This window comes from Nesterenkonia suensis, assembly GCF_054782935.1.
In genome coordinates, this window is the sequence record NZ_BAAGRN010000001.1 from 579823 (window position 1) to 602170 (window position 22348).

At 67.9% G+C, this 22348-nt stretch carries 20 protein-coding genes and 1 tRNA gene; 18 read left to right on the forward strand and 3 right to left on the reverse strand.

Annotated features, from left to right (window positions below; all coding sequences use genetic code 11):
* Positions 1-52: 52 nt before the first annotated feature.
* The 7 genes from ACYVKI_RS02485 (at position 53) to ACYVKI_RS02515 (ending at position 8974) form a co-directional block, all read left to right on the forward strand.
* Positions 53-1144 carry an ABC transporter permease gene (locus tag ACYVKI_RS02485; RefSeq protein ID WP_460689384.1) on the forward strand — a complete coding sequence of 364 codons (1092 nt, stop codon included), beginning with the start codon at positions 53-55 and terminating at the stop codon, positions 1142-1144.
* Entirely contained in the window at positions 1141-2832 is a 1692-nt protein-coding gene (locus ACYVKI_RS02490; protein ID WP_460688761.1) for an ABC transporter ATP-binding protein, read from the forward strand. Before ACYVKI_RS02485 ends, ACYVKI_RS02490 begins: the two co-directional genes overlap by 4 nt.
* Before the next feature lie 616 nt (positions 2833-3448).
* Positions 3449-5395 (forward strand): translational GTPase TypA, encoded by a 1947-nt coding sequence (typA, locus tag ACYVKI_RS02495; RefSeq protein ID WP_460688762.1) that lies wholly within the window; start codon positions 3449-3451, stop codon positions 5393-5395.
* A complete protein-coding gene (locus ACYVKI_RS02500) occupies positions 5395-5937 on the forward strand; it encodes a hypothetical protein (RefSeq protein WP_460688763.1) in 543 nt (180 codons plus the stop codon). The genes typA and ACYVKI_RS02500 overlap by 1 nt, the downstream gene beginning before the upstream one ends.
* A gap of 162 nt (positions 5938-6099) precedes the next feature.
* The gene (gene fdxA, locus ACYVKI_RS02505) at positions 6100-6420 is read left to right on the forward strand and encodes a ferredoxin (protein ID WP_445507308.1); all 321 of its coding nucleotides are present in this window, start codon (positions 6100-6102) and stop codon (positions 6418-6420) included.
* Between the two features lie 10 nt (positions 6421-6430).
* Positions 6431-7534, forward strand: a complete 1104-nt coding sequence (gene dapC / locus ACYVKI_RS02510) for a succinyldiaminopimelate transaminase (protein ID WP_460688764.1) — start codon at positions 6431-6433, stop codon at positions 7532-7534.
* A gap of 156 nt (positions 7535-7690) precedes the next feature.
* Positions 7691-8974, forward strand: coding sequence for a citrate synthase (locus ACYVKI_RS02515; RefSeq protein WP_460688765.1), 1284 nt, complete (start codon positions 7691-7693; stop codon positions 8972-8974).
* Between the two features lie 237 nt (positions 8975-9211).
* On the opposite strand, the gene ACYVKI_RS02520 is transcribed toward ACYVKI_RS02515, so the two are convergent.
* Positions 9212-10294 carry a hypothetical protein gene (locus ACYVKI_RS02520; protein ID WP_460688766.1) on the reverse strand — a complete coding sequence of 361 codons (1083 nt, stop codon included), beginning with the start codon at positions 10292-10294 and terminating at the stop codon, positions 9212-9214.
* Positions 10295-10411: 117 nt separating this feature from the next.
* A complete protein-coding gene (gene dapD, locus ACYVKI_RS02525) occupies positions 10412-11383 on the reverse strand; it encodes a 2,3,4,5-tetrahydropyridine-2,6-dicarboxylate N-succinyltransferase (protein ID WP_460688767.1) in 972 nt (323 codons plus the stop codon).
* Between the two features lie 30 nt (positions 11384-11413).
* Here dapD and dapE point away from each other — a divergent pair, with 30 nt between their 5' ends.
* The 6 genes from dapE (at position 11414) to ACYVKI_RS02555 (ending at position 18399) form a co-directional block, all read left to right on the forward strand.
* Positions 11414-12733, forward strand: coding sequence for a succinyl-diaminopimelate desuccinylase (gene dapE, locus ACYVKI_RS02530; RefSeq protein WP_460688768.1), 1320 nt, complete (start codon positions 11414-11416; stop codon positions 12731-12733).
* A gap of 201 nt (positions 12734-12934) precedes the next feature.
* Positions 12935-13936, forward strand: coding sequence for a TAXI family TRAP transporter solute-binding subunit (locus ACYVKI_RS02535; RefSeq protein ID WP_460688769.1), 1002 nt, complete (start codon positions 12935-12937; stop codon positions 13934-13936).
* Positions 13933-16023, forward strand: a complete 2091-nt coding sequence (locus ACYVKI_RS02540; RefSeq protein WP_460688770.1) for a TRAP transporter permease — start codon at positions 13933-13935, stop codon at positions 16021-16023. Before ACYVKI_RS02535 ends, ACYVKI_RS02540 begins: the two co-directional genes overlap by 4 nt.
* A 9-nt stretch (positions 16024-16032) precedes the next feature.
* Positions 16033-16749, forward strand: a complete 717-nt coding sequence (locus tag ACYVKI_RS02545) for an SDR family oxidoreductase (protein WP_460688771.1) — start codon at positions 16033-16035, stop codon at positions 16747-16749.
* Complete coding sequence (locus ACYVKI_RS02550; RefSeq protein WP_460688772.1) at positions 16746-17249, forward strand: GNAT family acetyltransferase; 504 nt, start codon at positions 16746-16748, stop codon at positions 17247-17249. Before ACYVKI_RS02545 ends, ACYVKI_RS02550 begins: the two co-directional genes overlap by 4 nt.
* Positions 17250-17274: 25 nt before the next feature.
* Entirely contained in the window at positions 17275-18399 is a 1125-nt protein-coding gene (locus ACYVKI_RS02555) for an FAD-dependent oxidoreductase (protein ID WP_460688773.1), read from the forward strand.
* A 98-nt stretch (positions 18400-18497) separates the two neighbouring features.
* Here ACYVKI_RS02555 and ACYVKI_RS02560 read toward each other — a convergent pair.
* Positions 18498-18569: transfer RNA gene (locus tag ACYVKI_RS02560), tRNA-Asn, on the reverse strand.
* A 135-nt stretch (positions 18570-18704) separates the two neighbouring features.
* Between ACYVKI_RS02560 and ACYVKI_RS02565 the strand changes: the two genes are divergently transcribed.
* The 5 genes from ACYVKI_RS02565 (at position 18705) to ACYVKI_RS02585 (ending at position 22325) form a co-directional block, all read left to right on the forward strand.
* Positions 18705-19199, forward strand: coding sequence for an NUDIX hydrolase (locus tag ACYVKI_RS02565; protein WP_460688774.1), 495 nt, complete (start codon positions 18705-18707; stop codon positions 19197-19199).
* A complete protein-coding gene (locus ACYVKI_RS02570) occupies positions 19187-19846 on the forward strand; it encodes an LOG family protein (protein ID WP_460688775.1) in 660 nt (219 codons plus the stop codon). Before ACYVKI_RS02565 ends, ACYVKI_RS02570 begins: the two co-directional genes overlap by 13 nt.
* Entirely contained in the window at positions 19839-20324 is a 486-nt protein-coding gene (locus ACYVKI_RS02575; protein ID WP_460688776.1) for a GNAT family N-acetyltransferase, read from the forward strand. The genes ACYVKI_RS02570 and ACYVKI_RS02575 overlap by 8 nt, the downstream gene beginning before the upstream one ends.
* A gap of 83 nt (positions 20325-20407) precedes the next feature.
* The gene (gene purU / locus ACYVKI_RS02580; RefSeq protein ID WP_460688777.1) at positions 20408-21283 is read left to right on the forward strand and encodes a formyltetrahydrofolate deformylase; all 876 of its coding nucleotides are present in this window, start codon (positions 20408-20410) and stop codon (positions 21281-21283) included.
* Between the two features lie 163 nt (positions 21284-21446).
* Positions 21447-22325, forward strand: coding sequence for a siderophore-interacting protein (locus tag ACYVKI_RS02585; protein ID WP_460688778.1), 879 nt, complete (start codon positions 21447-21449; stop codon positions 22323-22325).
* Positions 22326-22348: the final 23 nt, after the last annotated feature.

Sequence of the window (22348 nt, forward strand, 5' to 3'; positions counted from 1 at the left end):
TATGAACCGAGACCACCAGAACGAGGCATCGCAGGCGGCAGATCTTGCGGAGATGGAGGATGCTCGCCTGGCCCGGCGCGAGAAGTCGTACTCCCAAGGGCAGCTGGTTCGCCGCCGGTTCTTCGCCCACAAGCCGGCGGTCATCTCGATGATCGTGCTGCTGTCCATCATCGTGGTGGCGTTCACGTCGATCGGCCCCACCGGGGAGGGCGGATGGTGGGGGAAGAGCTTTCTCCAGACCAACCCGGTCGTCGATGGCGGTCGCCCGACGATATTCCAGGATGGCTTCCTCGGAGAGTATCCGTTCGGACAGGACAACAACGGCCGAGACTACTTCGCGCTCGTGATGCGAGGGGCGCAGCAATCCTTGATCGTCGCCTTCGGGGTCGCGCTCTCCTCCACCGTCATCGGTGTCCTGGTCGGAGCCCTTGCCGGGTACTTCCGCGGATGGGTCGAGTCCCTGCTCATGCGGCTCACGGATACGGTGATCGTCGTTCCACTGCTGGCCCTGGCGGCCGTCTTCGGCAGCTATGCACAGAACCTGCCGGGAGGGACTCTGACGCTGGCCCTTCTGTTGGGGTGCGTGACCTGGACAGGGATGGCTCGTCTGGTCCGTGCCGAGGTCCTGTCGCTGCGGGAGAAGGAGTATGTTGCCGCCGCGACAGCTATGGGCGCCCATCCAGCCCGGATCATCGTCAAGCACATGCTCCCCAACAGCGTCGGAGTGATCATCGTGAACGCGACATTCGCCATCGCCGCAGCCATCCTGCTGGAGACCTCGCTGTCCTTCCTCGGCTTTGGGATCCAGCCGCCGGAATCGTCGTTGGGTCTGCTGATCGACATGAACCAGAATGCCTTCACTACGCGACCGTGGCTGTTCTGGTTCCCTGGTCTGTTCATCATTGCGATCGCGCTGAGCGTGAACTTCATTGGTGATGGCCTTCGAGACGCGATCGATCCACGGCAGAAGCGCACGGGTGACAAGAAACCGACATTGCGCGGCGTTCTTGGATTCCGTGGAAGCGCAATGGTCCAGCAGCGTGTGGCAGCTACAAGTGATGGCGCGTCCGACGACGATTCCCCGACTGACGAGACGACAGGTCGGGGCCCCACTCCGAACCCGCAGAAGGGTGATGACCGATGAGCGCTCCCGTTCTCAGCTACAAAGACATCCGAGTCTCCTTCTCGACAGAGTTCGGCGAGGTGGATGCCGTCAAGGGGGTCAGTTTCGATATCGCGCCCGGAGAAGTCGTGGCCGTCGTCGGAGAGTCGGGGTCTGGCAAGTCGGTGACGTCCTCCACCGCGATGGGGCTGCTCCCGGACAACGCGACCATCCACGGGGAGGTCCTCCTCAATGGCCGGAATGTGATGACCATGTCGGCCGGCGAACGCCGTCGGCTTCGTGGTCAGGACATCTCCATGGTGTTTCAGGAGCCCATGACGGCGCTTAACCCCGTTCTGCGGGTCTCCGATCAGCTTGTCGAAGCGCTGCAGGTCCATGATGTGGCTTTCGGTGCCCAGGCGCTGGAGAAGGCTGTTGACCTGCTGGAGAAGGTCGGCATTCCCGACCCTCGACGGCGGATCAAGGACTATCCCCATCAGTTCTCGGGAGGCCAGCGCCAGCGCATCGTGATCGCGATGGCGATCGCCTGCGGGCCGAAAGTCATCATTGCCGACGAACCGACCACCGCGTTGGACGTCACGGTCCAGGCTGAGGTTCTGGATCTCCTGCGACGGCTGAAGAAGGAACTTGATACCGGGATCCTCCTGATCACTCACAACATGGGCGTCGTCGCCGATATGGCCGACCGTGTGGTGGTGATGCTCAACGGTGAAGTCGTCGAGACCGGCCACGTCCAGCAGGTGATGTCCAAGCCCCAGCACCCATATACCCAACGACTCCTCGACGCGATGCCGTTGTTGCGAGACCCTGAGATTCATGTCGGAGAAGCCGCGCCGGAACGTGGCACATCACATGCTGACGCACGGAGCGAAGAGACTCCCGCCCTTGAGGCCCGGGATATCGCCCTCGAGTACAAGTTCCGACGGAAGGCTACGCGAGTCGTCGAAGGCGTCTCCTTCACCGTCAACAAGGGCGAGATCATGGGGCTCGTGGGCGAATCGGGGTCCGGCAAGTCAACGGTGGCCAAGGCGGTGCTCGGCCTGCTTGACGTGGCTGAAGGGGATCTGCTGATTCGGGGGCGCAACATGCCCACCATGCCGGCCAAGGACCGTAAGGTCCTGAAGAAGGAGATCGGGGTCGTCTTTCAGGATCCGGCAGCATCTCTAGACCCGCGATTCCCGATCGGCGACATCATCGCTGAACCCATGGTGGTGCACAAAGTGGGGACGTCGAAGGAGCGGGTTCGACGAGCCGAAGAGCTGCTCGATGCGGTGCGGCTGCCTTCGGGAGTGATCAATCGATACCCCCATGAGCTCTCCGGGGGGCAGCGTCAACGCATCAGCATCGCCAGAGCACTGGTGTTGAGCCCGACCTTGCTCATCGCGGATGAGCCGACCTCGGCCTTGGACGTCTCCGTGCAAGCGGCTGTGCTGGACATGTTCAGAGAGCTGCAGGAGCAGTATGAGTTCGCCTGTCTCTTCGTCAGCCATGATCTCGCCGTCATCGACACTCTCGCGCATCACGTGCTCGTCATGCAGAACGGTCGGACTGTTGAACAGGGGCCGGTCGACCAGGTTCTGCAGTACCCCCGAGAGGATTACACGCAGCGTCTCTTGGCCGCTGCGCCTGTGCCGGACCCGGTCAACCAGACCCGACGTCGTGAGGCGCGGCAGCGTCTATTGGCAGCACAGGGGTACTCGATCGACTGATCATCGTGTGGGAGATGAGTTCGACCACTCGGTGACGGTGAGCGTCCATCTGGGGATGGCGGGGATGGTCCTGGCGTTGAGGCTTCTTCCAACACAACGCACGACTCCGTTTGAGCAGTTGACCCCTTCGCAAATGGTTGCCTAAGATAACTTCACTAACGGCTGAGGGGGCCATGGCTGGAAGGGCGACAAGAGAGAGGTCTGGACATGAAGAGTTTGCTGAAGTTTCTGGCGCCTCTGTGTGCAGTGGGGGCAGTGGCGACTGTCAGTCTGTCCGCTACAGATCAGAGTGACACGCGCGCGAACCTTTCGCACTATCAGTGTGCCTGCAGTCCGTCTGGGTCGACCAGTGGACTCACTGAGAGGTTCATCCGGTTTAACGGTGGGTGAATCGGCAGACAGAGCGAACGGCTCGGTGGGATGGGCTGCGGCCAGCGTGCCGTCTCCATTCGTGAGTGCCTGCCGGTGCTGACTGTGGGCGCCTGTGGCCCCCGGCGCAGGCGCCCGCACCGGTGTCCTGTCGAGGGCAGTACACTGGACCGGGTGCCTGCGCCGTCCTGTGCGGTGGCGCGGCGCCGAACACTCTTCTTTCTACACCGGAAGGCGCTGCCCCGACATGACCACTGCTGCCGTACGCGCACACGCAGGAACTGACGAGCGTCAGGACCTGCGCAACGTCGCGATCGTCGCCCACGTCGACCACGGCAAGACCACCCTGGTCGACGCCATGCTGCGTCAGACCAAGGCCGTCGGCGGCCACGGCGACCTCGAGGACCGGGTCATGGACTCCGGCGACCTCGAGAAGGAGAAGGGCATCACGATCCTGGCCAAGAACACCACCGTGTTCTACTCCGGGCCGTCGGCCGCCCAGCACGCCGGCGCCGATCAGGTGACCATCAACGTCATCGACACCCCCGGTCACGCCGACTTCGGCGGCGAGGTCGAGCGCGGCCTGTCCATGGTCGACGGCGTGGTGCTCCTCGTCGATGCCTCCGAGGGCCCGCTGCCGCAGACCCGCTTCGTGCTGCGCAAGGCGCTCAACGCCCAGCTGCCCGTGATCCTGGTCGTCAACAAGACGGACCGCCCGGACGCCCGCATCGACGGAGTCGTCTCCGACACGATGGACCTGCTCCTCGGCCTGGCCTCCGACGTCGCCGAAGAGGACCCGGATCTGGATCTGGACTCCGTGCTGGACGTGCCGGTGGTCTACGCCTCCGGCAAGGCCGGCCGTGCCTCCACCGTGCAGCCCGCAGATGGCGGCCTGCCGGAGAACGAGGACCTCGAGCCGCTGTTCTCCACCATCCTGGAGCACGTCCCGGCTCCCCGTTACGACGCCGACGAAGTCCTCCAGGCCCACGTCACCAACCTGGACGCGTCCCCCTTCCTGGGCCGTCTGGCGCTGCTGCGCATCTTCAACGGCACGCTGAAGAAGAACCAGCAGGTCGCCTGGGCCCGCAAGGACGGCACGACCAAGACCGTCAAGATCACTGAGCTGCTCGCCACCAAGGGGCTCGAGCGGGTCTCCACCGACGCCGCCGGTCCGGGCGAGATCGTCGCCGTCGCGGGTATCGAGGACATCATGATCGGCGAGACCCTCACCGATCTGGAGGTGCCCAAGCCGCTGCCGAACATCGTCGTCGACGACCCGGCGATCTCCATGACCGTGGGCATCAACACCTCCCCGATGGCCGGCCGGGTCAAGGGCGCGAAGGTCACCGCCCGGCAGGTCAAGGATCGTCTCGACAAGGAGCTCATCGGCAACGTCTCCATCAAGGTGCTCCCCACCGAGCGCCCGGACACCTGGGAGGTGCAGGGCCGCGGCGAGCTGGCGCTGGCCATCCTGGTGGAGCAGATGCGGCGTGAGGGCTTCGAACTCACCGTCGGCAAACCTCAGGTCGTCACCCGGGAGATCGACGGGGTGCTCCACGAGCCCATGGAGAACATGACCATCGATGCTCCCGAAGAGTTCATGGGGGCCATCACCCAGCTCATGGCCGCCCGCAAGGGCACCATGACCACGATGACGAACAACGGCACCGGCTGGATCCGTATGGAGTTCATGGTCCCCGCCCGTGGGCTCATCGGATTCCGCACCAAGTTCCTCACCGAGACCCGCGGCGCCGGCATCGCCTCCTCCTACGCGGCGGGCTTCGAGCCATGGAAGGGCGAGATCGAGTACCGCATCTCCGGCTCCCTGATCTCCGACCGCTCCGGCACGGCCACGCCGTTCGCCATGATCAACCTCCAGGAGCGCGGCACCTTCTTCATCGACCCGCAGGATGAGGTCTATGAGGGCATGGTCGTCGGCGAGAACTCGCGCAACGAGGACATGGAGGTCAACATCACCAAGGAGAAGAAGCTGACCAACATGCGTGCCGCCAGCGCAGACAGCTTCGAAGGCCTCACCCCGCCGACCAAGCTCACTCTCGAGGAGTCCCTGGAGTTCGCTCGTGAGGACGAGTGTGTGGAGGTCACCCCGGAGTCGATCCGGATCCGCAAGGTGACGCTCTCCTCCTCGGACCGCCTCAAGGAGGTCCGGAAGCGGAAGAACGCCGCCCAGTGATGCCGGCCCCCTCGCAGCACGGGGCTCCCGGCGCAGGCCCCTCCCCGTCGACCGGCCCTCAGGGGACGCCGCCGAGACGCGGCCTGCGCTCACGCCCGGTGCTGATGGGGGTCTGCTTCACCGCAGGGATCGTCATCGGCGTGCTGGGCACTGCGGTGCATGGCAACCTCTGGATGCTGGGGGAGACCCACAGCGGCGTCGTCGTTCCTTGGGGCGCCGCCGTCGCGCTGCTGCTGAGCCTGCTCGGCCAGCTGTGGGCCGGACTGCGCGCCGACTCGCTGCTCGAGCCCACTGTGATGGGGATCACCACGTTCACCGTGGTGACCATCGCCTACCTGTGGACCGGCCCGGACCAGCTGATGGTGCCCTACAGCGCCGAGGCCATGCAGCTGCTGCCCGGGCCCACGCTGGCCTCGCTGATCTGGTGGCTGGGCAGCGCCGGCATCACACTGGTCTCCATGGTGCTGGTGAAGTGGATCCTCGCCCGGGATGCGTCCCGGGCACCCGCCGCGGCACAGCGGGGTGAGGGATTCCTCATGTGACGGCCCGAACGGGGCCGAGGGACATCCTCGGCCCCGGATCGTTAGACTGGAGGCGCCGGCACCCCCTGTGCCGTGTGCACCTGAGAACAGTCGCCGGTCGCCTCGCCCACCGACCGGCAGTCCCGGGTCACCGCTCGGTGGCCAGGAGAGACAGAGGAGTCCATGACTTACATCATCGCCCTTCCCTGTGTGGACCTGAAGGACAAGGCCTGCATCGAGGAATGCCCGGTGGACTGCATCTATGAGGGCGAGCGTTCGCTCTACATCCACCCCGACGAGTGCGTGGACTGCGGCGCCTGCGAACCGGTCTGCCCCGTGGAGGCCATCTACTACGAGGATGACGTCCCGGAGGAGTGGTCCGAGTACTACCGGGCCAACGTCGAGTTCTTCGACGACGTCGGCTCCCCGGGCGGTGCGGCCAAGGTCGGCATGATCGAGAAGGACCACGAGGTCATCTCGGCGCTGCCCCCGCAGGAACACTGACCGGTCGCCCATGCTGACACTGCCCGACTACCCGTGGGACGCCATGGCTCCGTACCTGGAGCAGGCAGCCGCCCACCCCGACGGGGCCGTCAACCTCTCGATCGGCACGCCGGTGGACCCCACCCCGGAGGTCATCCGGGAGGCGCTGGCCTCCGCCGCCGACGCCCCCGGATATCCCACGACCCACGGCCGGCGTGAGCTGCGGGAGGCTGTGGCCGCGTGGTTCTCCCGACGCCGTGGTGTCCATGACGTCGCCCCTGAGGCCGTGCTGCCGACCATCGGTTCCAAGGAGCTGGTGGCCTGGCTGCCGACGTTGCTGGGTCTGGGGTCCGGCGACGTCGTGCTGCGCCCTCAGGTCGCCTACCCGACTTACGACATCGGCGCCCAGATCGCCGGGGCCACGCCGCTGGCGGTCGACGACCCCGCTGATCTGGATGAGGCGACGCTGGCGAAGGTGAAGCTGATCTGGCTGAACTCCCCGTCGAATCCGACCGGTGCGGTCACCGGGGTGGAGACGATGCGGGCAGTGGTGGAGCTGGCCCGGCGGGTGGGAGCCGTCGTCGCCTCGGATGAGTGCTATGCGGAGCTGCCCTGGGACGTCGACGAGGTCCCCTCGGTGCTCGACGCACGCGTCAGCGGGGGAGACCATGCCGGGCTGCTGGCGGTCTACTCGGTCTCCAAGCAGTCGAACCTCGCCGGGTACCGGGCGGCCTTCACCGCCGGCTGCCCGGAGCTGATCGCAGGTCTGGTCAACACCCGCAAGCACGCGGGCATGATCATGCCCGCGCCGGTGCAGGAGGCGCTGCGGGTGGCGCTGAACGACGACGTCCACGTCGCTGATCAGCGGGAGATCTATCGGCGACGCCGTGAGCTGCTGCTGCCGGCCCTGCAGGCCGCCGGGCTGCAGGTGCGGGACTCCTCCGCGGGCCTGTACCTGTGGTGCACCGACGGCGTCTCGGAGACCTGGACCCTGGTGGAGCAGATGGCCGCCCGAGGCATCGTCGTCGGCCCGGGTGTCTTCTACGGAGGGCAGGGCGCCGGGTTCATCAGAGTGGCGCTGACGGCTTCGGACGAACGGATCGCGGCGGCCGCGGCTCGGCTCGGCCGAGCCTGACGAGACCGGCGATGGGGCGCTGTCACAGCGCCCGAGGGACGGCTTGTGCGGGCCCCCTGAGGGGCTGCGCGTGGGCTGTGACACAACTGGCAACGCGACGTGACGACCAGGTAGGTTGTCAGTGTCGCGTACGAGTGTTTCTGATGAGGAGACCGCATGACTGAGCAGACAGCAGCACGCCTGAGCTATCAGGACCAGGAGCTCGAGCTACCTGTCGAACGTGCCGTCGAAGGCAACGATGGGATCGACATCGCTCCGCTGCTGAAGACCACCGGGGCCGTGACCTACGACCCCGGCTTCATGAACACCGCGAATGCGAAGTCGGCGATCACCTACATCGATGGGGACGCAGGCATTCTGCGTTACCGCGGGTACCCGATCGAGCAGCTCGCCGAGCACTCGAGTTTCCTCGAGGTCTCGTATCTGCTGATCTACGGGGAGCTTCCCTCACCGGAGCAGCTCGACGCCTTCGACAACGTCACCCGACGCCACACCCTGCTCCACGAGGAGCTCAAGGGATTCTTCGGCGGCTTCCCGCGTGACGCGCACCCGATGCCGGTGCTCTCCTCGGCGGTCTCCGCGCTGTCGACCTTCTACCAGGACTCGCTGGACCCCTTCGATGACGAGCACGTCGAGCGTTCCACCTACCGCCTGCTGGCCAAGGTGCCCACGATCGCGTCCTACGCGTACAAGAAGTCCATCGGTCAGCCGATGCTCTACCCGGACAACAACCTGAACCTGGTGGAGAACTTCCTGCGTGGCTGCTTCGGCGTGCCGGCCGAGCAGTACGAGCTGGACCCGGACCTGGTCCACGCCCTGGACACGCTGCTGATCCTGCACGCCGATCACGAGCAGAACTGCTCCACCTCCACAGTGCGCCTGGTCGGCTCCTCACAGGCGAACATGTTCGCCTCCATCTCTGCCGGCATCAACGCCTTGTTCGGCCCCGCCCACGGTGGCGCGAACGAGGCCGTGCTGAAGATGCTGCGGCAGATCCAGGCCGGTGACGTCAGCCCGGAGGCCTTCATGGAGAAGGTCAAGAACAAGGAGGACGGGGTCCGACTGATGGGCTTCGGACACCGGGTCTACAAGAACTACGACCCGCGGGCGCGCGTGGTCAAGGGCATCGCCGATGACCTCCTGGCCCGGCTCGGCGGCGATGACGAGCTCTTCGACATCGCGCAGCGTCTCGAGCAGAAGGCCCTGGAGGACGATTACTTCATCGAGCGCAAGCTCTACCCGAACGTGGACTTCTACACCGGCCTGATCTACAAGGCCATGGGCTTCCCGGAGAAGATGTTCACCGTGCTCTTCGCCCTGGGCCGTCTGCCCGGCTGGATCGCCCAGTGGCGGGAGATGATGAGGGACCCGTCCACCAAGATTGGTCGGCCCCGTCAGCTCTACGTCGGCGCCGCGGAGCGCACCTATCCCGGGGTGTGACCCGCGGCTGGCGCACCGACAGCAGAGGGTCCCGCAGCCGTGTCATCCGGCGGCGGGGCCCTCTGCTGTCTGGGCACGGGGTGCAGGGGCGCCCGTCTGGGTGATCTTGCCAGTACTGCGCCTCGAGGAGTCATTCTCCCGTACATCTCAGTCGAAGTGATGCGCATAAGTGCGGGGAGATGTGCCGGAGAGTGACTCCTCGTTCCGTCGCGCGTGCCGGTCACGGGCCGGGGCGACTCAGAAGCCGATGGTGACCGCCTCGTCGTCGACGTCGTCGGCGCGGGTCCAGCGGCCGGTGTCGCGGCTCCACTGGTGGGCTCCGGCCTGCACGGTCTGTGTGCCGTAGACGTCGGCGGTGGCCACAGCCCAGTGGGCCACGGCCCAGAGCTGTTGGGTGGAGGGCCGGGGGTGCTCGCCGTCCTCCTCAGCACCGGGCATGGTGACGGTGACGACGGCGCCACGGTCGGGTCCGCGCCCGGGGGCCTCCTCGCCCGCGGCGCCGGTCCGGTCGATCAGGATCGGACCGTACTCCTCGAGGAGAGCATCCTCACCGTCCTGGTCCGTGCCGTCCTCCTCGGCGTGGCGAGCCTCCAGGGCGTCCTGGGCCTCCTCGGGCACCTGCAGGGCGTCCTCCAGCCGCAGGGCGATCTCCTGGGCGAGGCCGTCCGGGTCCGCCGCCGGTGCGTTCTTGCGGGTCAGATGGCAGGTCATGTCCACCGGCTGCTGCCCGGTCAGCGGAGTGGCGAAGGCCCGGGCGCGCTCGGCGTGCCGGGGGTAGAAGCTCGGGTCCATCGGCCGGTCGAGCACCTCCACCACATCGGTGAGGCTCAGCTCGGGCGTCCAGGGATTCTCCTCCTCGTCCTGGGCGGACTCCAGGGAGTCGAAGAACTCCTCCACAGTGGTGGCGACCTCCGCCGGGGTCCCGTCGTCGGTCCAGTCAGGGGAGCCGCGGCGGAACAGTTCTCGGGCATCGTGCTCGGGGGTGGCTTCGAGCACCTCCAGGTCCGATTCCTGCAGGGCGATGGCCAGGGCGTCGGCGGCGGCCTCCTGCGGCAGACCCCGGTCGACCGCCACCGCGGAGATCAGGGCGGCGTTGGCGGCCTGCTCGGGGGAGAGGCTGTGTCGCTCGTCGCCCATCTGCACTTCGCAGCGGGGGTCGAGCAGAAACTCCTGCGCGTCGATGTACCGCCAGGTGCCCCAGGCCACGGCCACCAGGGCCATCACCAGCAGAGCCAGCACGGCCAGGGCCCGACGGCGTCGCTTGCGTCGGACCATGTCTCGGGTCGCCACGATGGGGCGATCGGTACGGTGTGGGTTCATGGTGGGTTCGTCATCGTCTGCTCGTCAGTCTCTGCTGCGCAGTCCGGGAGCCGCGGCTGGCCGGGTTCCCGGCACGTGCCCTGTCAGGTGCACGTGCCGGGAATCGGTCCGGGCGGGTCAGTTGGCGTGCAGAGCTGCGTTGAGCTCCACCTTCTGGCCCTTGCGGGGCACGGCCTCGAGCCGCCCGGAGACGGAGTTGCGGCGGAACAGCAGGTTGGGCACCCCGGAGAGCGCGGAGCCCCGGACGACTTCTGCCACCTCACCGTGGTCATCGAGCACCGAGACCTTGGTGCCGGCGGTGACGTAGAGCCCGGCCTCGACGACGCAGTCGTCGCCGATGGAGATCCCGACGCCGGCATTGGCGCCGAGCAGGACGCGCTCGCCCAGGGCGACGCGCTCCTTGCCGCCTCCGGAGAGGGTGCCCATGATGGAGGCGCCACCGCCGACGTCGGTGCCGTCGCCGATCACGACCCCGGCGGAGATCCGGCCCTCGACCATGGAGGTGCCCAGGGTGCCGGCGTTGAAGTTCACGAAGCCTTCGTGCATCACGGTGGTGCCCTGTGCCAGGTGGGCGCCGAGGCGGACGCGGTCGGCGTCGCCGATGCGCACTCCCACCGGAGTCACGTAGTCGACCAGGCGCGGGAACTTGTCGATGCTGAGCACGGTGACGTGTCCGCGACGGCGCAGCCGCAGGCGGGTCTCCTCGAAGCCCTCCACCGCGCAGGGGCCGAAGTTGGTCCAGACGACGTTGGTCAGGTACCCGAAGATGCCGTCGAGGTTGATCGTGTTGGGCTTGACCAGCCGGTGGGAGAGCAGGTGCAGGCGCAGCCAGACATCGGAGGTCCCTGCGGCCTCGGCGTCCAGATCAGCCTCCACCGAGACCACCTGGGTGCGGACACCCCGGTCCGCGTCCTCACCTGCGGCGTCCTCGAGGGAGGCCTGCAGGGCGGCGTCGTCGTTCTCGGACAGCGGGGCGAGCACCGGGGCGGGGAACCAGGTGTCCAGCACCGTGCCGTCGGTGGTGACGGTGGCCAGGCCGTGGCCTGACGCGAGGCGGGAGGGGGATGCAGCAGTGTCGGTCGAAGTCATGACGCCCATCTTACGGATTACAGTGGGGCCATGCCCGTCGACGAAACCTCCGCGCAGCGCCCGGCCGAGAGCGGCGCCCCCCGACCCGCACCCCTGTCCCTGGACCTCACCGCTGAGATCACCGAGCTGACCGAGCAGATCATCGCCTGCGCCTCCGTCTCGGGGGATGAAGGGCGCCTGGCCGATGCGGTCGAAGATGCCCTGCTTGGGCTGGGAGGGTTGCGGGTCCATCGCGACGGCGACACAGTCATCGCCCGCACCGACACCGGTGCCGACCAGCGCGTGGTGCTGGCTGGGCATCTGGACACTGTGCCGCTGCCCAGCGATCCGCACACCCGCGGCACACCGGGGTGCCGGGGCACCGTCCCGCCGCAGTGGGTCGCGGCAGAGACCCCGGGCGGGACCACTGGAGAAGCTCCGACCGAGGGGAGTGGAGAGGCTCCCCGTGGGGTCGCCGGGGTCTCCGGGGTCGCCGGTCCCTCAGCGGCCGCCCGGGCCGACGACGACGTCCTCTACGGCCGCGGCGCCACGGACATGAAGGGCGGCGTCGCCGTGCAGCTGAAGCTCGCCGCCGACGTCGCGACCCGTCTGCAGACTCTGACCGCCGCCCAGTCTCTGGACCGGGAGGTGACCTGGGTGTTCTACGACCATGAGGAGGTGGAAGCCTCCAAATCCGGTCTGGGTCGGGTGCTGCGGACCAGCCCGGAGCTGCTGGAGGCGGACTTCGCCGTGCTGCTGGAGCCGACCCATGGGGCTGTGGAGGGCGGATGCAACGGCACCTGTCGGCTGCGCGTGACGGTCCCCGGGGTGGCCTCCCACTCCGGTCGTGCCTGGATGGGGCGCAATGCGATCCATGCGGCCGCCCCGGTGCTCGCGGTCTTGGAGGCCTACGAGCCGCGCACTGTCGACGTTGACGGGCTCGCCTACCGGGAGGGCCTCAACGCGGTCTCCATCTCCGGGGGCATCGCCGGCAACGTCATCCCGGATGCCTGCACCGTGGAGATCAACTACCGCTTCGCTCCCGACAAGACCGAGGCACAGGCCCACGACCACGTGCGGGAGGTGCTGCGCACAGCTGGTGTCGACGACGAGCTGATCGAGGTCACCGATTCCTCTCCCGGCGCGCGTCCTGGTCTGGACCATCCGGCTGCGCAGGACTTCGTCGCGGCTGTCGCCGGCGAGCCGAAGCCCAAGTACGGGTGGACCGACGTCGCCCGGTTCTCCGCGCTGGGCGTGCCGGCGGTTAACTTCGGCCCGGGAGACCCGTTGCTGGCCCACACCGACGACGAGCACGTCACCGCCGGATCCCTGCGCGCCTGCTACGCGGCCATGCACCGCTGGTTGGGCTGAGCGCAGCCGGCCTGCAAGCCCTCTCAGGAGCGGATCGGGGGCGGTCGGCAGATGTCGGTCAGATGTGTGCCAGGTAACGATTCTGTCACCAGGGGCGTCAGGCTCCCCGTGGACGCCGACTCTCGCATAGCCTTGCTGGACGAGGTCAGAGGGGGACCCCCGTTCTGACCTGCTCGCATGACGTACATGAGGAGGACACCCATGAGGATCCGACGCACTGCCGCCGCTGTCACAGCGGCCGCAGCCATGGTCGCCCTGTCCGCCTGCGGCGACGACGCCGAGGGCAATGGCGAGGAAACCGCCGATGACGGTGACTTCGTCACCGACCTGACTTTCGGCACCGGCGGCACTGCGGGGACCTACTTCCCGCTCGGCGGTGAGCTCTCGGACATCTTCGAGGCCAACACCAGCGCCGATTCGGTCAACTATGTCGAGTCCGGTGGCTCCGCGGAGAACCTCGGCCAGATCTTCCAGGAGGAGTGGCAGCTCGGGCTGACCCAGAACGACACCGCCAACGACGGCGTCAACGGTGAGCTCGAGGGCCTCGAGGGTGAGGAGCTGGACAACATCGGCTGGATCGCGAACCTCTATCCGGAGGCGGCACACATCGTGGTCCGGGCGGACTCCGGCTTCGAGTCGGTCTCCGACCTGGAGGGCGCGACCATCGCGGTCGGCGACGCCGGCTCCGGCACTCGCGCGATCTCCGACGCGATCCTCGCCGCCCATGGCTTCGAGGAGGGCGACTACGACGCGGAGGTCACCGACTTCGGCGCCTCCACGGAGATGCTGGCCGACAACCAGATCGACGCCTCGATCTTCGTCGTCGGCACGCCGGTGGCGGGCCTGACGCAGCTGGCGGCCTCCACCGATGTGGATCTGCTGGCCCTCGACGACGCGGTCGCCGACGAGATCTCCGGTGACTCCGGCGCCGAGCCGTACGACATCTCAGCCGAGGCCTATGACTTCCTCGACGAGGATGTTCAGACCGTCTCGGTGTTCGCCGCCCTCGCGGCCTCCACATCTCAGGTGAGTGAGGACCTGGGATATGAGATCACCGAGGCTCTGTTCGAGCACGCTGACGGCATCACGCTGGACGTCGGCGACTCGATCCTGCTCGACGAGGCGCTGCTGGGCATCGGCGACGTGCCGTTGCACCCGGGCGCCGAGCGCTACTACGACGAGCAGGGCGTCGACCTGCCGTGACCGACGCACGTGGCGAGGGTCGGCGTCCGGCGGCCCAGCTGCCGGACGCCGACTCAGCCGAGTCCCGGGAGAAGGCGGAGAAGCTCCTCCGCGAACATGACACCTCCAGCCGGTTCCGCACGGATCTGGGCTGGTGGGGCTGGCTCGTGGGCGCCATCTCGGCGGTCTTCACCCTCTACCACCTCTATGCGGCGCTGGAGCGTCCGTTCAACAACTGGATGCACGGGTCGCTGCACCTGGCCGGCGCGACGTCGCTGATCTTCCTGCTCTACCCGGTGAGCAGACGGCTGCTGGAGCATCCCGTCACCGGGGTGCGGTGGAAGGACGCGCTGCTCGGGCGGGGTCCCGGGGTGCCGTGGTACGACGGTCTGCTGGCCGCCGCCGGGGTGTTCTGCAATCTCTACATCTTCGTCGAGTACGAGCGCCTCACCGGCAACGCGGTCCAGGTCCTCGGCTACTCGGACCTGGACCATGTGGTCGCCGTCGCGGGCATCCTGCTGGTGCTGGAGGCCACCCGGCGGTGTGTGGGCCTGCCGATCGTCATCATCGCCGCGCTGGCGATGGTCTATGCGATCTTCGGCAACCACAGCCCGCTGTTTCCGCACCGGGGGATGTCCGTGGAGAACTTCGCCACCAGCACGTTCCTCTCCACCGGCCAGGGCGTGTTCGGCACTCCGATCCAGGTGTCCTCGAACTTCATCTTCCTGTTCCTGTTCTTCGCCGTGGTGCTGCTGCGCACCAACATCGGCCAGTTCTTCAACGACCTGGCCTTCCGTGCGGCCGGGCGGTTCACCGGCGGGCCGGCGAAGGCGGCCATCGCCGCCTCAGGGCTGCAGGGGATGGTCTCGGGCTCCTCCGTGGCGAACACGGTCGCTTCGGGCTCCTTCACGATCCCGATCATGAAGAAGGCCGGGTTCAAACCGCATGTCTCTGCGGCGACGGAGGCCACCGCCTCCACCGGCGGGCAGATGATGCCGCCGATCATGGGTGCCGCAGCGTTCATCATGGCGCAGAACGTGCCCAATCTGGAGTACAACGATCTGATCGTCATTGCGGTGATCCCGGCGCTGCTGTACTTCCTGGGCGCCTTCCTGTCGATCCATTTCGAGGCGAAGCGGAATCAGATCCGCGGGCTGCCGATCGACGAGCTGCCCAGCATCCGGTCCCTGGTCACCCGGGCTGACCTGCTGCTGCCGCTGGCGATCATCATCGGCACGCTGCTGTCCGGGATGTCGCCGATGCGCGCGGCGCTCCTGGGCATCGCTACAGCGTTCGTGCTGAGCTTCCTCCGGTCGTCCACCCGATTGGGTCCCCGGGGGATGCTGGAGCTGCTCATCGCCGGCGCCCGAACGGCGCTTCCGGTGATCGCGGCCTGTGCGACCGCCGGCATCGTGGCCGGCACGGTGACGGCCACGGGCCTGGGCGGTCAGCTGGGCCGCGGACTGGTGGACATCGCCGGCGGCAGCTTCCTGCTGGTGCTGGTGATGGTCATGGTGGCCTGCATCGTGCTCGGCATGGGGCTGCCCACCACCGCGAACTATGTGGTCACCGCGACGGTGGCGGCACCGATCCTGTACAACAACTTCGATGTGCCGTTGATCGCGGCTCACCTGTTCGTGTTCTTCTTCGGGATACTCGCCGATATCACGCCACCAGTGTGTCTGGCGGCCTATGCGGGTGCCGGCATCGCGAATGCGAATCCGATGGCGGCCGGAGTCTCGGCCCTGCGGATCGCGATCGCTGGCTTCCTCATCCCTTATGTGTTCATCCTGCAGCCGGCGCTGCTGCTCCAGGGCAGTTGGGAGGAGCTGGTGATCGCGCTGTCCACGGTGATCATCGGCATGATCGGGGTCTCGTCGGGCTTGGCCGGGTATCTGGTGCTGCGCGGGACTCTGCCGGAGCGGTTCCTGCTGGTCGGCGGAGGCCTGGCACTGATCTATCCGGAGCTGCTGGTGTCGCTGGGCGGTCTGGTGGCCATGGGCGTGGCGGTCCTCATGCAGCTGGCGCGCCGGCGGATGGGCCGAGGTTCCGGCGTCGAAGGTTCTTCGGGCCAGGCGGCGGACACCGAGGTGCTGTCGGATCGCTAGGCTGGGGCCATGAGCGAATCGATTGCAGCAGCCACGGAACGTCCTCTCGCCCTGGTCACCGGTGCCACCCGCGGCATCGGTCGGGCGATCGCCGAGGATCTCGGTCGTACTCATCACGTGCTGGTCGGTGGCACCACCGCCGAGCGGGTCGATGAAGTGGTCGCTGAGCTGCCCTGTGCCACACCGTTCGTCGCCGACCTGACCGACGCCGAGGCGGTCGCGGCCGCCGTCGAAGGTGTTGGTCTGGAGCGACTGGACGTGCTGGTGCACTCGGCCGGGGTCGCCGGTTCCGGGGAGGTCGGCACGGCGTCGCTGGACCTGTGGCGGCACATGTTCGAGGTCAACGTCTTCGCGGTGGCGGAGCTGACCCGGCTGGCCCTGCCCGCACTGCGCACCGCCCGCGGCCAGGTCATCGCCATCAACTCCGGTTCCGGATACATCTCGCGTGCCGGGGGCGGCATCTACTCGGGCAGCAAGTTCGCCCTGCGCGCGCTGACCGACGCACTGCGTGATGAGGAGCGCGGCACCGTCCGGGTGACCTCCATCCATCCAGGCCGGGTGGACACGGATATGCAGCGAGACCTGCAGGCTCAGCTGGGCAACACGGACTATGACGGCAGCATCTACATCGCTCCGAAGTCCGTGGCCGACACCGTCCGCCTGGCCGTGGACATGCCTGAGGCGTCCATGGTCGAGGAGCTCTCCATCCGTCCGGTGCATCGATGAGTCGCTCCACTGACACCCAGCAGGCCGACACCCAGCAGGCCGACGTCGGCGTGCTGCCGCGGCACCTGGTGCCGCGCGCCACGGCTCTCTGGCATCAGGCAGGCCTCACCCGGCCCTGGAACGATCCCGACGCCGACTGCCTGCGGGCTCTGGACGGGGCGGAGTCCACAGTGCTGTGCCTGCGTCCCGTCGGGGCTGAGGACCGTGACGTGGGCCGTGACGTGGGCCGTGACGTGGACAGCCACGAGGAGCTCCTCGGCACTGTGATGGTCGGTCACGACGGGCACCGCGGCTGGGTCTACTACTTGGCGGTGCCCGCAGCCCGGCGCGGCCAGGGGCTGGGGGAGCGGCTGGTCCGGGCGGCCGAGTCCTGGCTGCGGCAGCGGGGCGTCCCGAAGCTGATGCTCATGGTGCGTCAGGAGAACGCGGCGGTCCGGGCGTTCTATGACAGGCTCGGCTACTCCGAGCAGGACGTCGTCACACTCGGCCGGTTCCTCTGAGGACCGCTCAGTGCAGGGAGAGACCATGAATGCGAGCCGCTATGTGGTGATCGGCGCCGGACTGGCCGGTGCCTCGGTGGCCTGGCGTCTGGCGCAGGCCGGACATGAGGTCACTGTGCTCGAACGGGACCGACCGGTCACCGCCCAGGGCAGCTCCCACGGGTCGGCACGGATCTTCCGCCATGCCTATCCGAATCGGCTCTACACCGACCTGGTGGTGCGAGCCGCCGCCGGGTGGCAGGAGCTCCACGAGGCCTCGGAGGTCCCGGTGCTCAGCCGCACCGGAGCGGTGGATCATGGCCAGGTGCGTCAGCCGGCCGCGCTCGCGGAGGTGCTGGCGTCCTGCGGTGTGGAGCATGAGCTGTTCTCCGCGGCGGAGGCGCGGCGGCGGTGGCCCATGTTCGCCGTCGACACCGAGGTGCTCTGGGATCCGGGAGCGGGAGTGGTGGACGCTGAGGCCGCCGTGCATGCGATGCTGCGGCTGGCGCAGCAGGCCGGTGCCCACCTGGAGACCGGGTGGGAGGTCCGTCGGGTGGAGCGGACGCGCCTCGGGCTCCGGCTGACCTCGGCTGAGGGGCGGGTCTGGGATGCTCGGGATCTCGTGGTCTGTGTCGGGGGCTGGCTGCCCCGGCTGCTCGCCGAGCTTCCCCTGCCGTCGGGCTTCCTGCCGGCGACCCATGCGTTGGAGGTCCGTCAGGAGCAGGCCTTCCACTTCCCCTACTGCGGGGGAGCGGCCGAGGCTGCGAGCTGGCCCACGTTCATCCATTCTTCTGCCGACATCACCGTCTACGGTCTGCCGGGCGGCCGTGATGCCGGGGACGCGGGGCAGAAGGTCGCGGAGTTCAACGGGGGGAAGGTCATCGACTCGGCCGCGGCTCAGGATGGGAGGGTCGAGGACGCCAACCGTCGTCGCGTGACCGGTTTCGTGACCGAGTTCCTCCCGGGAGTGGTGCCCGAGCCGTATGCGGAGACGACCTGTCTGTTCACCAACACGGCTTCTGCGGACTTCCTGATCGACCGGCATGATCGGCTGACCCTGGTCTCACCCTGTTCGGGGCACGGGGCCAAGTTCGCGCCGCTGATCGGTGAGCTCGCCCTGGCCGCGGCGACCGGTGAGGGTGAGCTTCCGCGCGAGTTCCGCGTCTTCTGAGGCGTCAGGTCTCCTGAGGTGTCCCGGTCTTCTGCCGCCGTGTGGACCGCTGACGACGAAGGCCCCGACTCGTGGCGAGTCGGGGCCTTCTCGATGAGCTCCCCCAGCTGGATTCGAACCAGCAACCCCTCGATTAACAGTCGAGTGCTCTGCCGTTGAGCTATGGAGGATTGCGACTGAAAGAGTGTAGCAGTCAATTCTCCGCCGAGGGAAATCGACCCGGCCGCGGCGGATCGACGAGCACCCGCGAGGCCTCCGGCCGCGCCCGGACCGACCCATCCTGCCGGGGCCGGAGCGCGAGTACCATGGACGCCGTGCTGACCATCGATCATTCTCAGGACGCCGCCGCGCCTGACCCAGACCTGCCCCCACAGGAGGCCATCCGCGTGAGTGCGGTGGTGGTCCGCAACTCCGAGGGACAGGTGCTCACGGTCCGGAAGAGCGGCACAGAGCGTTTCATGCTGCCTGGCGGCAAGCCCGAGCTCGGCGAGAGCCCCCTGGAGACCGCAGTGCGCGAATGTGGGGAGGAGCTCGGCGTCGAGTTCTGGCCGGAGGACCTGCGCGCGCTCGGAACCTTTGAGGCTGCCGCCGCCAACGAGCCGGGGCGGCGGGTGATCGGTGAGGTCTTCCTCCATGACGCGGCACCGGCGGCAATCGAGGCCGCGCCGTCCGCTGAGATCGCCGAGCTGCGCTGGCTGTGCCCCTCCACTGAGCCGCTGCCGCAGGACCTGGCGCCGCTGCTGTCCGACGCGATCCTGCCGGCGCTGCAGACCGAGACCGGAGTCACATGCAGGCGCTGACCATCTTCACCGGTTCCAGCCATGGCCATGACCCGGCCTACGCCGTCCAGGCACGCCACCTGGGCGCCCGTCTGGCGGGCAGGGGCATCACTGTGGTCTACGGCGGAGGGAACGTGGGGCTGATGGGGGTGCTCGCCGAAGCCGCGCTGGAAGCCGGCGGAGAGGTCCATGGGGTGATGCCTCAGGGGCTGGCCGACCGGGAGATTGCCCACCCGGGGCTGAGCCGACTGGACGTCGTCGCCGACATGCACGAGCGCAAGCGCCGCATGGCGGAGCTGGGGGACGGCTTCCTCGCCATGCCCGGCGGCGCGGGGACGCTCGAGGAGCTCTTCGAGGTCTGGACCTGGCAGCATCTGGGCATCCATGCCAAGCCGGTGGGCCTCTTCAACGTCGGGGGCTTCTGGCGGCCGCTGCTGCAGATGATCGACCACATGGTCGCCGAGGGCTTCCTCAGTTCGACGCGCCGGGATGCGCTGATCGTCGACGACACAGTTGAGACCCTGATCGCCCGTCTGGCCGCCGCAGGGCGGCAGGAGGCGGTCGACGGCGCCCGGTGGCGGGGGTCCCCGGCCGGGGTGATCGGCGATGCCGAGGTGACAGGTGATGCCGAGGTGACAGGTGATGCAGGTGTGAGGGGCGATGTCTGAGCCGCAGCACCACCTCCGCACCGGGGTGACCCCCGACGTCGACGCGCTGGCGGCACTGTACGGGGCCGTGGGCTGGACCAGCTACACCGATGACGTCACGCGACTGCATCGGGCCGTGGCGAGCTCCTACCGCGTCGCCACGGCGTGGAGCCCGTCGCCGGCTTCGGGCCCTGGTGCCGAGGCGATGCCGGGGGAGAGGGCTGAGCTGGTGGGACTGGCGCGCATCCTCAGCGACGGGGAGACGATCGCGTATCTGCAGGATCTCCTCGTCCAACCGGCTCATCGGCGTCGCGGGATCGCCGGGCAGCTGGTCCAGGCGGTGCTGGCTCCGGTGGCCCACCTCCGGCAGCAGGTGCCGCTCACCGATGCCGAGCCGGCCCAGCGCAGCTTCTATGAGTCGGTGGGCTTCACCGAGATCCGTGACGTGCCGCCGACGGGACTGCGGGCCTTCGTGCGATGGGACCCGCCGCCCGGTTGAGCGGCCATGACTGCTATCCTCTCTTCGACCCCGGGGCCTGCCGTCTGGGCCCTGCATCAGCCGTCCTCAGATCAGGAGTGAGCATGACCTCCGTCGACGCGTCCACAGACGACATCGCCCGGCTCATCATCAGCTGCCCGGACCAGCCCGGGATCGTCGCTGCCGTCTCGGACGTGATCACGGACCTGGGCGGGAACATCATCGCCCTGGACCAGTACAGCACCGGGGTGGCCGGAGGGCGGTTCTTCCAGCGCACCGTCTTCCACCTTCCGGGCCTGGCGGCGGAGCGGCCGCGCATCGAGGAGGCGGTGACGACGCGTCTGGCGGAGCGTTTCGACATGCAGTGGAGCCTCACCGACGCCGGCACGCCCAAGAGGGTGGCGATCTTCGCCTCGAAGACGGACCACTGTCTGCTGGACCTGCTCTGGCGGCATCGCCGCGGTGAGATTCCGATGGAGATCGCCATGGTCATCTCGAACCATCCGGACCTCGCCGACGATGTGCGCCCCTTCGGGATCCCGTACGTTCATATCCCTGTCGACAAGGAGGACAAGGCGGCGGCCGAGGCCAAGCACCTCGAGCTGCTCACCGGGAATGTGGATCTGATCGTGCTGGCCCGCTATATGCAGATCATCTCGGAGGACTTCCTCGAGCGGGTGGGGGTGCCGGTGATCAACATCCACCACAGCTTCCTGCCGGCGTTCATCGGTGCCGGGCCGTATCAGAAGGCCAAGGATCGCGGGGTGAAGCTGATCGGGGCCACCGCCCACTACGTGACCAAGGACCTCGACGAGGGGCCGATCATCGAACAGGACGTCATCCGGGTCTCCCATGAGGACGACGTCGCCCAGCTGACCCGCTACGGGGCCGACGTCGAGCGCGCCGTGCTGTCCCGGGCGGTGCAGTGGCACTGTGAGGACCGCGTCATCCGGAACGGGCAGACCACCATCGTCTTCTGAGGCTCATCGTCTTCTGAGACTCATCGTCTTCTGAGGCTCATCGTCTTCTGGAGACGCCGGTCCCGTGATTCGCCCATGGTCTCGTGAGGTTATTCTTCCCGATCGGGTGAGGTTCGCCTTCCTGTAGACTCCGCGGAGCAGATTCGTGGAAAGGACCCCGCCCGTGTCACTCGCAGACTCGACCCGCCCCGACCGTTCCCCGGTGCCCTCCTCGTCGGGAGGCGGGCGACGGGCGCGCGTCCAGCACCTGATGGAGGTGCAGCGGGTCGAGCGGCTCACCCCGCATCTGGTCCGCGTGGTGCTCGGCGGCGAAGGCTTCGGCGGCCTCGAGTTCAAGGACGCCACGGACCAGTACATCAAGATGCTCTTCGCGGATCCTGCGCTCGGCCTGAAGCGCCCTTTCGACCTGGAGGTCCTGCGGGAGGAGCTGCCCCTGGAACAGATGCCCGCGACTCGCACCTACACGATCCGGCACATCGACCACGCGGCCCGGCAGATATGGGTGGACATGGTCACCCACGGCCAGCAGGGACTGGCGGGGCCGTGGGCCCAGCGGGTGCAGGTCGGCGACCCGATCAGCTTCTTCGGCCCCGGCGGTGCCTACGTGCCCCGCGCCGAGGCCGACTGGCACCTGCTCGCCGGAGACGAGTCCGCTCTGCCGGCGATCGCCACGGCGCTGGAGTCCATGGAGGACGACGCCCGCGGTGTCGCCGTGATCGAAGTCGCCGGGCCCCAGGAGGAGATCGCGCTGGCCGCTCCTGAGGGGGTCGAGGTGAAGTGGCTGCCTCGTGGCGGTGATTTCACCCCGGAGCGCGCCCGGCTGGTCGAGGCGGTGGCCGATCTGACGATCCCGGTCGGTGATGTGCAGGTCTTCGTCCACGGAGAACGCGGAGAGATGAAGCGCCTGCGCCGGTTGCTGGTGGAGGAGCGGGGCCTGCCCCGGAAGGGCATGTCGCTCTCTGCCTACTGGGCGTACGGCCGGGTGGAGGATCAGTTCCAGGCGGAGAAGCGCACTCCGCTGGGCCGGATCGATCCGGAGTGAGCCGGGCCCCGGGGAGCACAGTC